Source organism: Chryseobacterium gallinarum (assembly GCF_001021975.1).
GTDB lineage: Bacteria > Bacteroidota > Bacteroidia > Flavobacteriales > Weeksellaceae > Chryseobacterium > Chryseobacterium gallinarum.
On record NZ_CP009928.1, the window covers coordinates 4,515,272 to 4,528,210 of the forward strand.

A 12,939-nucleotide genomic window follows, 5' to 3' on the forward strand; every position below is an offset into this window, starting at 1 on the left:
GCTGTGAATATTTTTTTACTTATTTATTTTGACCAGTTGATTTTTGAATGCTTTACCTCATCTGAATTGGTTCCGATCATAATATCGAATTCACCTGGTTCCCAATCATATTTCAGGTCTCCGTTATAAAATTTCAGATGTTCAGGGGTTACATCAAACGTTACTTTTCTGGATTCTCCCTTTTTCAAAAATATTTTTTGGAAACCTTTTAATTCTTTCACCGGTCTTGTAATACTTCCTACCATATCTCTGATATACAATTGTACAACCTCTGCTCCATCATAATCTCCGGTATTGGTTATCGTTACAGATGCCTGGATAGTTTGGTTTCCTTTCGGATTTGCATTGGAGATGCTGATATCTGAATAATTGAATTTTGTATAGCTCAATCCGTATCCAAAAGAATACAACGGTGTATTACATTCATCCATATAGTTGGAACGGAATCTCTGGTATTCGCATTTTTCTACCAGCTTCTGATCCAATGGACGGCCTGTATTCTTAGCATTATAATAAATAGGCACCTGTCCGAGGCTTCTGGGAAAAGTCATCGGAAGTTTTCCTGATGGATTTACCTTCCCGAATAAAACATCGGCAATTGCACTTCCCGCTTCTGACCCGGCAAACCATGCATTCAATATAGCATCAGGAGTATCTTTCACATTGGTAAGGGCTAAAGGGCGACCTGTAAAAAGAACCATGGCAATCGGCTTCCCGGTTTTTTTCAACTCATTCAGCAAGTCTACCTGGGATTGAGGAATGGTAATTTCTGTCCTGGAAGAAGACTCACCACTCATTTCTGCAGATTCCCCGATAGCCAGCACAATTACATCTGCTTTATTGGCAACTTCCACCGCTTCTTTTAAAAGGGCTTCTTTTGAACGGTTGTCCCTGTCTGTTTTTTTACCGTGGGCGGCATAAATTTCTTCTAATTTGGCATCATAGTCAATATTAGCTCCTTTTGCAGAAATAAACCTGACTTCTTTTCCATAGTTTTCCTGTAGTCCCTGCATTAAAGAAACTGAAGAGCCATGTTTGGTAGCAACACTCCATGTTCCTCCCATATTCATGGAATTGTTTACCAATGGGCCAATTACAGCTACTGTTCCTGATTTTTTCAAAGGCAATACCTGACGATCATTTTTCAGCAATACCATAGACTGGGCAGCCACATTTCTTGCAACTGTACGGTTTTCCATGTTATAGACTTCTTTTGCCGCCCATCTGGCATCTCCATAACGATAAGGATCTTCAAATAATCCCAGATCATATTTGGCTTCAAGAATTCTTCTGGTAGCCGTATCAATTTCAGCCTGGGTCACTTTTCCTTCGGCTAATGATTTTTTAAGTGTAGTAAGGAAACCTTCGCCTACCATATCCATATCAATTCCTGCTTTTAAAGCTAGCGCCGAAACATGCTGGATGTCGCCTAATCCGTGGTCTACCATTTCATTGATTCCGGTATAATCGGTTACGACGAAGCCTTTAAAATTCCACATTTTTCTTAATACGTCGGTTTGAAGCCATTTATTGGCTGTAGCAGGAACTCCGTCTACTTCATTGAAGGAAGCCATTACGGAAGCTACTCCTGCATCTACCGCTGCTTTATAGGGAGGAAAGTATTCATTGAACATCCTTACATGGCTCATATCCACGGTATTATAATCTCTTCCCGCTTCTGATGCCCCATATAAGGCAAAGTGTTTCACACAGGCCAGGATCGTATTGTTTAAGGATAAATCTTTTCCCTGATAGCCATATACCATATTCCTGGCGATTTCACTCCCCAGATACGGATCTTCCCCGGATCCTTCGGAAACCCTTCCCCATCTTGGTTCACGGGAAATATCTACCATCGGGGAGAAGGTCCAGTTGATCCCATCAGATGCGGCTTCCCTGGCAGCAACTCTTGCAGACTGCTGCACCAGGTTCATATCCCAGGAAGCTGCAAGTCCTAATGGAATTGGAAAAGTGGTTTCGTACCCATGGATGACATCCATTCCAAAGATCAAAGGAATTTTCAAACGGCTTTTTTCTATGGCCACTTTCTGAACCGCTTTGATTTTATCGGCTCCTTTTATATTGAACAATCCTCCAACCAATCCTTGCTCCACTTTTTTTCCGATATCGGAACTCTGGGCCTGGCCTGTTGTAAAATCTCCGGAAGTCGGCAGATTAAGCTGGCCGATTTTCTCGTCCAATGTCATTTTAGCTAAAAGCTTATCTACAAAGGCTTTCTTTTTTGCCTGATATTGGGCTGTCTGATAAGATTGTACGGGTTTATCTACCATTTCCTGTGCTGAAAACACCGGGGACAACGCCAAGGTAGCAAGTACGATTAGTTTTTTCATAAGTCTAACTTCTTATTGTTCTCTGTTTTTAAGGTGAGAACGTTATTTTTAATTCAATTTATTTCAAACCTCATTATTGTCTCTAAAAAAGACAATATTCAAAAATATGAAATTTATTCTATACGGTAATATAATCAATTCAAAGCTTTCCGTATAAAAAGCTTATTTTATTGGTAAACATTTAATTTTTTCTTTTTGAAAGCATCCACTCATATAATCCAGGATCAGAATAGGCAGAATCCCAAGAGTTATGGTTATCATTCGGGAAAATTATCAGTTCTGCCGTGGGGTTTACCGGATGCAATTTTTGGTAAAATTTAAAAGCATTTTCCGGCAGCACAATATCATCCATGCCTCCATGAAAAATTTTCATATTCAAATTTTTGTATTGCTGAATATTGGCGGTCATCACCTGATCAGTCGGAGCACAAACTGAAGCTACTGCTGCAAACATTTCAGGATGCTCCATAGCCAGCTTCAGAGTTCCCCATCCTCCCATGGAAAGCCCCGTGAGATAAATCCTGGAAGCATCAATTTTATATTTCTTCTGAATTTCCTTGATGAGATGATAAACAGTCACCGTATCCCACCAGGTACCGGAAGGACATTGCGGAGCCAGAATAGCCACCGGTTCTTTGATCAGGTTTTTATAGGTAAACGGGCTGTGGGCTTTTACTGCTTCCAGATTATTTCCCCGCTCTCCGGATCCATGAAGAAAAACAATCAATGGTACATTTCCTTTGGCTTTTTGAGGATAATCCAAAATGTAGGAAATTTTCTCGGAACGTTTGATTTCTTTATTCAATTCGGCTTTTATTTCCTGTGCATTGAGCTGCAAGGAAAACGGAAGCAATAAAAGGGGAATATGTTTTAATTTCATAATGCTATCAGGTTTTTGGCTAAAGCCTTTGGATTTGGTTTTTATTTATTTTCAATGGATTTCCTTTTAAGCTCAGCATAATATTCTATTTCTTCTGAATCCACGTGATTTATAGTTATTTTTTCTCTCGTTGATTATGCAGATCGAGCAGATTATTGTGTGTGACTCCGATTCAAAATCTGCATTATCGGTTAAATCAGCGAGTTATATTTTTTATCATTGTTTGGAATAGTCTTTACGAACCTCTTCCAATCAATTATTTTATTCCATATTTAGTAGATTGAAAGCTCAGTTTTTTCAATCCTTGTTGGATTTCGGGAGCATTCATAAACAACTTCCATAAAAAGCCAGTTCTATAATTTTCAATCATGGGAGCTATTGTTCCTTGATCAATGGCCAGATATCTTGGTGTGAACCAATTGTTATAATGAATGGAAGTCGCATCATAAGGTCCTGCACTTCCTATAAACTCAGGCTTCTGTGTATAGATAAATCTTAAAAAAGCCATTGATTCCTCCGGAGTATACGGAAAACTGCTCAACGCAGCCGTAGGAGTGATTACACCGTTATCATTGCCCGGCATATGAGCCGTGTAGCCTGTACTTCCGTCTTCATTTCTTGTATATCCTGCTGTCAGTCCCCAATAGTTCGGGCCATAGCCTTTCCATTGTTTTGGATTTTCAACGCAGTATTTATAATCAATAAGGGTCTGATTCTTATTAATATCAAAATAGTTTTTCACAAGTTTATCGGATAATCCTGTAGGATCAAGCCCGATATATGAATACTGAGCCCAGAAAAGCGGACCTCCATATTCTTCAGCATAGTTATGCTTTACATAAAGGGGTAATCCGTATTTTGTTTTATCGGTAAGATAAGTTCCGTTTCTTGTCCAACCTTTGTAATACGTTTCGGCATCTATGGAATAGGTAGGTGAAGATGCTGCTAAAATATAGGTAATAAGACACTCATTGTATCCTTCAAGAGGAAAATTCATTTCCCACTGATAATCCGGAGACCAGTGCCAATACAATACTTTTTCGCCTCCTTTCGTATACCAGTTCCATTGAATTCCTTTCCACAGCTCATCACATTTTGCTGCCAGGGCTTTTTCTTCGGCATTTCCGTTTTTAAAATATTCGCGGACCATCAGTATTCCTGAGGTAAGGAATGCTGTTTCTACCAGATCTCCTCCATTATCCTTTTTTCCAAAAGGAACGGTTTTCCCTGTTTCTCCATTGATCCAGTGAGACCAGGCTCCTTTATGCCTGTCGGCTTTCGCCAGGAAATCCATAATATGGGTAAGTCTTTTTACCGCTTCCCCACGCGGTACAAATCCTCTTTCTACTCCGACCAGAATTGTTGCCAATCCGAATCCTGAACCTCCGGTAGTAATCACATGTTTATCCTTATCGGGATAAATATTATCTTCGTGATAACGTTCCCTTCCCAACAATGAATGCGGCTCTGCATAATCCCAAAAATATTTTAAGGCATCTTTTTGCACTTTATCCATCAGCTGCTCATCTGTGATATCACTTTTTACTGCTGTTTTTTGTCCGGTTCCCTGTGCCGCCGCCTGGGGATTTTTACAAGATATTGCTAATAAAGAAATTAAAGCTATTGACAGTAGGGTCTTTTTCATAATTCAAACTATTTTACAATTGATTTCTAAAAGAAGAGGAGAACTTACATTCTCCTCTAAGCTTATCTTTTCATTTTAATATCCGGGGTTTTGTGCAGAAAGTCCTCCGGCCTCCGTGATAAAGTCCTGAGGAAGCGGGAATAATTCATGTTTCCCAACAATGAACTTTTTACCACCATCTGCTGCCATAGCAGCTTCTGCCTGCCCTGTTCTTACTAAATCGAACCATCTATCGTGCTCGAATGCTAATTCCAGTCTTCTTTGCTTCCAAATATCCGCTCTCACTTCAGCTTGAGAGACAGCCGGAGTATCTCCGATATTCGCTCTGTTTCTTACCTGGTTCAGGAAAGGAATTGCTGCAGAGGTCTGACCCAGCTCATTCATTGCTTCAGCTTTGATTAATAAAACTTCAGCATATCTTAGATAACGGATGTTTACATCTGTTGAAGCCTGGTCTCTATAGTTAGATGAATAGGCTTTATAGTTATAGAATTTATTTTCCGTATTTGGCCCTACATAATATCCATCATATAGCGTCATATCTCTGTGGATAATGGTAGCATCTCTTCTTGTATCTGTTGCGGAATAAGCATCGTATAGTCCTTGAGTAGGTGTAGCAAATCCCCATCCCCATCCAGTAGTACCTCTGGCACCCTGTACTTGGCTATATTGCTGGATAGCTCTGCCGGCTGTTCCTCCGGTACCATTAATTTCAAAAATAGATTCAGCATTGTTTTCCCCGGAGACTTTATAAATATCCTGGAAGACAGGCGTTAGTGAATAACCAGTCACCAAATTGGCTTCATCCACAGCTAGCTGCCATTTTTTCTGATATAAATACACTTTGGCCAATAAAGCATGAGCTGCTCCCACAGATGCTCTTCCCACATCACTACCACCATAAGCTGACTTATTGGGAAGGACTGCTATAGCATCTTTAAGGTCTTGCTCGATGAATGCATAAATTTCTTCTTTGCTTTTTCTGGTAAGCGTCATCTGTTTATCTGCTTCAACTCCTGTTACAGGAACATGGTCTACTAACGGAACGCCTCCAAAAGATCTCACCAACGTGAAGTACATAAATGCTCTTAAAAATTTAGCTTCTCCGGTTAATCTCTGCCGTAATTGTGCATCTGCCTTATCCAGTAGGGGCAGATATTTTAAAGCTTGATTACATCTGTTAATCCCCTGATAATTAGAAGCAAATAATTCTTTAAATGATGGGGTGGCCGGATTAAAATTCAGAGCATCCAAGATGTCTTTATCAGAACCGGAATCACTTGGACTGGAACCTTTATCAGCATCGTCTGAAACTATAGATGTCACCCCAATCCACGCAAAAGTACTCATGTTCCAATCTAAAAATTTAGCATAAATAGCTGTCACTAAACTATTGGCTCCTTCATTATTATTATATATTTCACCTAAAGCAGATTCAGGGATTTTCTCTGTAGGTGATACATCAATAAAGTCATTACTGCAGCTCTGGTTAACAGCTCCTAAAATTAAAAATGCGGCTGCTATGATATATTTCTTATTCATTTTTTAAAAGTTTAGGTTAACACCAAATATAAAAGATCTCAACGTAGGATAAGCATCCAGCTCTATCCCGGCACGTTTGTATGGATCTCCCTCTGCTGTAGGATCTGCCGGATTGTATCCTGATAATTCGGAAGAATATCCTGAATACTTTTGGAATACTATCGGATTGATTGCGCTAACATAAAGCTTAATGGACTTCATATAATCCGTTACATTCTTAAAGGTATATCCTACTGAAATATTATTGATTCTGAAATAATCTCCGCTTTCTAAATAGAAATTAGATGCTACGGGAATACTTGATGGATTCACAGGATTTGCGGCGTTAGTATTTGATGGTGTCCAGAAATTATTCGCTACAGAAGCTTCAACATTTTCACCACCATTTCTTTGTGCTTTTTTACCATTATACACTTTAAACCCAAAGGCTCCATAACCGTTAAGAGCAAAATCCCAGTTCTTGTAGGACATGGAAATATTCACTCCTAGTGTTGATTTTGGAATATAGGAATCAAAGAAACGTCTATCTCCTCCGTCCATAATACCGTTACCATTTAAATCTTTGAATTTCAGATCACCCTTCTCATCATATCCGTCTGTTTCATACAAATAGAAACTTCCTAAAGCATAACCTACCGCTGAAGCATTGAAAATCTTGGTATCCACTCCGTTACCAAGATTTCCTCCTACAATCTGAGAAACAGGTTTTGAAAGATCAATTCTAGCAAGTTTATTTTTGTTATAAGAGTAATTGGCTCCAATGGAATAAGTAAAGTCTTCACCTACTTTATCTGACCAGTTTAGACTTACCTCAGCACCTTTGTTCACAACACTTCCCATGTGTGAATAATTCACATCCGAAATCCCTGTTGCCAAATAAGGAACAACTCCTAAAATAAGGTTATTGGTCTTTCTGTTATAAACATCAAAGCTACCGGTTAATCGTTTATCCAATATTCCAAAATCTAACCCCAAAGAGGTTTCTTCTGTAACTTCCCATCCTAAATTCGGGTCGTATCCCTGATTAATGGTAACCCCGTTGCTTACAGGTGATGTCCCGAATCCATAGTTATAGGTTGCCCCTGATGAGAGTGGCAAATAATTTAACGGGACCTTCTGGTTACCTAATTTACCCCAACCTCCTCTCAATTTTAAAAGATTAAAGAATCCATCCTGCATAAAGCTTTCTTCAGAGATAATCCAGCCGGCACCAAAAGATGGGAATGTCCCCCATCTGTGACCTTCAGCAAACTGGGATGACCCATCTCTTCTGATAGTTCCGCTTAATAAATAGCGGTTCATAAATTTATATTGAAGTCTTCCGAAATAAGAAACAGTTGTATTTCGGTTTCCTTTTATAGATTCAATCGCTTTTGTTGTATTATCACTAAATAAATTACCATAATAGTCAACACCATCCAGATTCCAGTAATCCTGTGAAACAGGTACATTTTTTCTGTTAATCACTAAGGTTTCAAGACCATTGGCTACTGAAGTTTCTGTGCCGGCTACAATTTCGATATCGTGATTTCCTATTTTTTTTGTGTAAGTTAAATAGTTATTTAGTAGCCAATTGTAGTAATTCTGATTCTTATTAGTCAATCTTGTTAGTGGCAGAGAAGAGTCATAACCACTATCTACTCTTGTCGGGTCACTATCCAGCCAGAATGCTTTAGAGTTTACAAAATTATAGTATTTATAAGTATTATACTCTCCACTAAACTGAGAAGTAAATTTTAAATCCTTATAAATATCTATATCTAATTTTAACCCTCCCTGCAATAAAAAGTTCTTTCCTTTTTGATTATCATAGGCAAGCTGCATTACCGGATTTCCTACATTATTAAAACGGCCTCCTGTATAACTGATATTACCATTGGAATCGTAAATTGGCTGGCCATATTTGCCATTTGGATAATACACAGGAACTAACGGTGATTGTTTATATGCATTGGTAAAGACACCAAATGATTTAGGGGTATCGTTAGTAAAAGTAGCACTTAAAGTCTGAGATAATCTGATTCCTTTGGATATTCTGAACTCGTTATTTGTTCTTACTGTAGTCCTGTTATAGTTAGTTCCTTTAAGAATAGATTGCTCATCGTAATTTCCTAAGCTTAAGAAATATTTTGCAGCTTCAGAAGATCCAGAAATAGAGATATTATGTTGATTATAAATTCCTGTCCTGGTAATTTCTTTAAACCAATCCGTATTATAGGGCTGATTTGGATTTAAATGGGTGCTTGTTTTACCCGCATTATTATAATTTGCAAATTCTGAGGCATTGGCCATCCTGATTGTTTTCAGCGGGCTTCTGAAACCTACCAGGCCATCATAAGTAACACTTAATTTTCCCCGGCCTGACTTTGTAGTAATAATAATAACCCCGTTCGCAGCTCTGTTCCCATAGATTGCTAATGCTGCTGCATCTTTCAATACGTCATAGGTAAGGATATCATTTGAATTGATGTTATTAATGTTATCAGTAAACATTCCATCTACTACGTATAATGGAGTTCTTCCTCCTAACACGGTACCCAGACCTCTGATCATGACACTTGGTGTAGAACCAGGTGCATCTGATGCTATTACCTGTACCCCTGCTGCTTTCCCCTGAATAGCCTGTGAGGCATTCAATACTTTGGTTTTGGTTACTTCTTCTGCGCTGATAGAGCTGATAGATGTGGTGTTATCTACTTTCTTACGGCTACCATATCCAATCATGACTACTTCATCAATTTTCTGGACCTTAGCAGAGTCATTTGTAACCTGCGCATCCACGTTCATCCCAAAGTATAAAACAGCGATGAGACATGAATACTTTAAATTACTTTGTTTCATATAGTTTCAATTTTATTCGTACAATCAATTTCGGTAAAAGGCTTCAGTGGAAATAATTAATTTCTCAAAAGAAGACATTAACCAAAAATATAAAAAATATTGAACAATGTTAAAACATCTTAAAAATTTAAAAAACAATGTAATATTTTATATAAAAACTATTAAAAAATAAAATTCATAAACTTTAACAGCAAAATACTGTTCAAATAACAATCATTTCCTTAATGATAAAATCTATGTTTTCAGAAAATAATTCACCAAATACCGTATCAAAATTTAATATTTTGTTAATATGAGAATAGTATTTACCTTTGGTGCAGTTTTTGAAAAAACCAAGAAAAAGATCAATGAAAAAATATATCATTGCAGCAGCCCTTATCATAGGAACCGGTACTGCTATTACGACAACAGTACAATCTTGTACCACTTTAGCCACTTCCGACATGGGGCTTTCGATCATTAAAAGAATCCTGCTTAACGGCATTGATAAAGGAATGGGAATCTACGGAAACAAAGAAGCTTTTCTACAGAATAATATGGTAGATAAGGCACTTCCGAAAGAACTTAGGGACATCAATTCCGTACTGGAAAAAATAGCTCCGTCACTCGTTGCTAAAGAAAGGGATTATATTGCTCAGGCAGCAGCCTATACCGTGAATACTTCCAGACCGATTTTACAAGGTGCGGTAAACAGCTTAAATGCACAAGATGTAACACGAATAATTCAGGGGACCACAGCCACCCAGATCCTGAAAGAAAAAACATCACAGCAGCTTATTGCTGCTATTGCTCCTAAAGTAGATGAAAAACTGAATGAATATGGTATCGTCAAAACCATCAATACAGCATTATCCGGAAGTAATTTCCTGGGCAATCTTCTGGGAGGAAACAAAAATACAGTGAATGCAGGAGGACTCAGCCAGCTTGCTTCTGAACAACTGGTGAACGGACTCTTTAACATTATCGAAGATTATGAACACCAGAACTCCAAATCCCTTCTGGGACCATTTGGAAAATAGGAAAAATTTCGTTATATTTATATACTATATTAATAATTGCAGATGGATATATTACAAGGAAATCAACACGCAAGTCCTGAAGATTTCTACAAATCTTTAAGGGAAAAACTGGAAGGTCATCACGATTTTCCGGAAGATTATTTATTTAAATTTATTATTCCTACAGACCAGGCAAAACTTACTGAAATATACAGGGTTTTTGATGGGATCAAATTTACATTGGGAAACCGTGAAAGCAAAAATGGGAAATACACCGCCTGCAATATCAATGCATTTGTTCTGGATGCCGATCAGGTCGTCAATATTTATAAAGAAGTAGCCAAAATAGAAGGCGTTATTCTATTGTAAAATTAAGACTGTCAGACTAGACAGTCTTTTTTTTATCAGACAGAACCTGATCATCCAAAAATGGGCTTTAGCCCATTTAATGAATAAAATTTTCCACTGGCTTTAGCCCAAACTCGTATTATTTTAAAATAGGATTACCTTTCAATAAAAATTGGCTGCCTCAATGTTTGAGGCAGCCAATTTTTTGCTATTCATATATTCTTTATTTCTCGATAAAGAATTTTACGTTTTCAATAGGTCTTCCCAACATGGCTACAGAACCTTTCACCAGAATAGGTCTTTGGATTAAAGAAGGGTTTTCAGCCAGAACCTTGATCCACTCTTCTTCGGAAAGATTTTTATCGGCATAGTTTTCAATATACAGTTTATCCGTTTTACGAATAATATGAAAAACACTTTGATTCAGCTTCTTCAATACAGTTTTAATCTCCAAAACACTCAAAGGATCTTCAATGATATTGATAATCTCAAATGGCACCCCGTTTTCATCAAGATACTCTAATACGGCATTTGATTTCGAACAGTTTCCGTTATGTAAAACTTTAACTAACATTTTAATTATTAAAAAAATTACTCTTAATAAATTTACCAAGAATTTAACCGGGAAACTCTTAATTCTTTGATAAATATTTGTTAAAATAACCCATGAAGTTCCGCTTCAATCTTCTCCAGGATAAATCCGAAGTCTTCCGGTTTTTCTACAAAGTCTAGGTCATCCACTTCGATAATCAACAGCTTGCCTTCTGTGTAATTGGAAATCCATTTTTCATATTTCTGGTTCAGCTTCGAAAGATACTCAATACTGATAGATGTCTCATATTCCCGTCCTCTTTTATAGATTTTTTTTACCAGATTCGGAACATCCGATTTCAGGTAAATCAACAGGTCCGGAGCGGAAACAAAAGACTTCATCAAATCAAAAACAGATGAATAGTTATTGAAATCCCTGTCCGAAAGGAGATTCATGTCATTTAAGTTTTCTGCAAAAATGTGTGCATCTTCATAAATGGTACGATCCTGAATAATATTTTTACCACTTTCTCTGATTTCCTTTACCTGGCGGAACCTGCTTCCCAGAAAATATACCTGCAATGCAAAACTCCATTTGCTCATATCTGAATAAAAATCCTCCAGATAAGGATTATGATCTACATCTTCAAATTGTGCATCCCATCCGTAATGCTTGGAGAGCATTGTCGTCAAAGTTGTTTTTCCTGCTCCAATATTTCCTGTAACTGCAATATGCATATTTTTTTCCTTGTATTTACTGATTAATTGATAAGCTTTCCTATGTCTGCCTCCTGAGCTTCAGAAATATCTTCAATCAACTTTTCCAAAGTATGGTCTGAAGGTTTTCCTTCTGCATCTCCTGCATCTGACTTCCCTTCTGCTTTTTCTACCGGTTTTTCAGTAGATTGTTGTAGAATTTCTTCCTGGGATGCATGCTCATTTTGCGGCTTATGTATCTTTCCTTTTTCAAGGCTGTAAAGATAGAGCTTGTTCCCATTGATTTCAAAATAAGAAAGGATGTTTTTATCCACAATTTGTGCATCCTGATCTTCAAAAATAATCACCATACCTTTTTCAGGAACATATTTCCAAATGGAATTATTGGCAATGACCAGAATTGCATCATTTTCCCTTCTAAAACGCTTTCCATTATCCAGCGGTGCTTCAAAAAGCTTTTCAAATTTCAGATTGTAAATTCTGATCTGCTTCCCTGTCAGGATATACACTTTATTTTCGTAGACCAAAAGATCCGTCAGGTCATCAAAGCTGATATCAAAAGGGTATGAATTGATGGTGGTATCATTTCTGAAATTATACTGTATCAATCTTTTTGTGCTGTCATCCAATAGCCAAAGCTGTTGCAGGTCTTCAGCATAAGCCATTCTGATGAACCCGAATTTTTGTTTAAAGTCAATACGCTGGATTTCGTTCAGGTTCTGATCTACAAATTTCATCTCCTGGGCATTTTCAGAAAATAAAAAGACATTCAGCGGATTTTGTACGCTTTGTACTTTGTAGGGAACCGTAAGCATCATTTTTCCGATCTGTTTGCCTAAGGAATCATATTTGGTAAAACTGAAGTCTTTGTTTCTATAGATATACAGGCTGCCGTAATCATCAGCGAGCATATCTTTTGCCTCCTTCAGCTTCAAAGTGTCTAAAGGAAAAGCTTTCTGTGCTGCAGAAGAACAGAAAACAAACATCAGTATCAAATAGAATATTCTCAAAATTCTTTTTACTAAGATAGCGCTCCTGAGGAACGCTACCAATTTACATACTTTATTTTATTCAAATAGAAATCTT

General features: G+C 37.6%; 10 protein-coding genes. 2 read left to right on the forward strand and 8 right to left on the reverse strand.

What is annotated here, in order from left to right:
- Nucleotides 1-23: 23 nt before the first annotated feature.
- The 5 genes from bglX to OK18_RS20265 all read right to left on the reverse strand — a co-directional run bounded on the left by bglX (nt 24) and on the right by OK18_RS20265 (nt 9,259).
- Nucleotides 24-2,351 carry a beta-glucosidase BglX gene (gene bglX / locus OK18_RS20245; RefSeq protein ID WP_053329190.1) on the reverse strand — a complete coding sequence of 776 codons (2,328 nt, stop codon included), beginning with the start codon at nt 2,349-2,351 and terminating at the stop codon, nt 24-26.
- Between the two features lie 181 nt (nt 2,352-2,532).
- Complete coding sequence (locus tag OK18_RS20250) at nt 2,533-3,231, reverse strand: carboxylesterase family protein (protein WP_050020348.1); 699 nt, start codon at nt 3,229-3,231, stop codon at nt 2,533-2,535.
- 256 nt (nt 3,232-3,487) lie between these two features.
- Nucleotides 3,488-4,876, reverse strand: a complete 1,389-nt coding sequence (locus tag OK18_RS20255) for a glucoamylase family protein (RefSeq protein WP_053329191.1) — start codon at nt 4,874-4,876, stop codon at nt 3,488-3,490.
- A gap of 75 nt (nt 4,877-4,951) precedes the next feature.
- Nucleotides 4,952-6,418, reverse strand: a complete 1,467-nt coding sequence (locus OK18_RS20260) for a RagB/SusD family nutrient uptake outer membrane protein (RefSeq protein WP_050020346.1) — start codon at nt 6,416-6,418, stop codon at nt 4,952-4,954.
- A 3-nt stretch (nt 6,419-6,421) separates the two neighbouring features.
- Entirely contained in the window at nt 6,422-9,259 is a 2,838-nt protein-coding gene (locus tag OK18_RS20265; protein ID WP_053329192.1) for a SusC/RagA family TonB-linked outer membrane protein, read from the reverse strand.
- Between the two features lie 347 nt (nt 9,260-9,606).
- On the opposite strand from OK18_RS20265, the gene OK18_RS20270 reads away from it, so the two are divergent.
- A complete protein-coding gene (locus OK18_RS20270; RefSeq protein ID WP_050020345.1) occupies nt 9,607-10,278 on the forward strand; it encodes a DUF4197 family protein in 672 nt (223 codons plus the stop codon).
- Nucleotides 10,279-10,320: 42 nt separating this feature from the next.
- The gene (locus OK18_RS20275; protein WP_050020344.1) at nt 10,321-10,626 is read left to right on the forward strand and encodes a DUF493 family protein; all 306 of its coding nucleotides are present in this window, start codon (nt 10,321-10,323) and stop codon (nt 10,624-10,626) included.
- Between the two features lie 202 nt (nt 10,627-10,828).
- Here the strand turns inward: OK18_RS20275 and OK18_RS20280 are convergent, their stop codons facing one another.
- The 3 genes from OK18_RS20280 to OK18_RS20290 form a co-directional block, all read right to left on the reverse strand.
- Nucleotides 10,829-11,179 carry an ArsC/Spx/MgsR family protein gene (locus tag OK18_RS20280; RefSeq protein WP_053329193.1) on the reverse strand — a complete coding sequence of 117 codons (351 nt, stop codon included), beginning with the start codon at nt 11,177-11,179 and terminating at the stop codon, nt 10,829-10,831.
- Between the two features lie 80 nt (nt 11,180-11,259).
- Nucleotides 11,260-11,874, reverse strand: a complete 615-nt coding sequence (locus tag OK18_RS20285; protein ID WP_050020343.1) for a deoxynucleoside kinase — start codon at nt 11,872-11,874, stop codon at nt 11,260-11,262.
- Between the two features lie 23 nt (nt 11,875-11,897).
- On the reverse strand, nt 11,898-12,863 hold the full coding sequence (locus OK18_RS20290; protein ID WP_167336377.1) for a hypothetical protein: 966 nt from the start codon (nt 12,861-12,863) through the stop codon (nt 11,898-11,900).
- Nucleotides 12,864-12,939: the final 76 nt, after the last annotated feature.

Excerpts from the sequence above, each read along its gene's own strand:
- bglX (WP_053329190.1), bottom strand. The coding sequence starts at position 2,351 with ATGAAAAAACTAATCGTACTTGCTACCTTGGCGTTGTCCCCGGTGTTT.
- OK18_RS20250 (WP_050020348.1), bottom strand. The coding sequence starts at position 3,231 with ATGAAATTAAAACATATTCCCCTTTTATTGCTTCCGTTTTCCTTGCAG.
- OK18_RS20255 (WP_053329191.1), bottom strand. The coding sequence starts at position 4,876 with ATGAAAAAGACCCTACTGTCAATAGCTTTAATTTCTTTATTAGCAATA.
- OK18_RS20260 (WP_050020346.1), bottom strand. The coding sequence starts at position 6,418 with ATGAATAAGAAATATATCATAGCAGCCGCATTTTTAATTTTAGGAGCT.
- OK18_RS20265 (WP_053329192.1), bottom strand. The coding sequence starts at position 9,259 with ATGAAACAAAGTAATTTAAAGTATTCATGTCTCATCGCTGTTTTATAC.
- OK18_RS20270 (WP_050020345.1), top strand. The coding sequence starts at position 9,607 with ATGAAAAAATATATCATTGCAGCAGCCCTTATCATAGGAACCGGTACT.
- OK18_RS20275 (WP_050020344.1), top strand. The coding sequence starts at position 10,321 with ATGGATATATTACAAGGAAATCAACACGCAAGTCCTGAAGATTTCTAC.
- OK18_RS20280 (WP_053329193.1), bottom strand. The coding sequence starts at position 11,179 with ATGTTAGTTAAAGTTTTACATAACGGAAACTGTTCGAAATCAAATGCC.
- OK18_RS20285 (WP_050020343.1), bottom strand. The coding sequence starts at position 11,874 with ATGCATATTGCAGTTACAGGAAATATTGGAGCAGGAAAAACAACTTTG.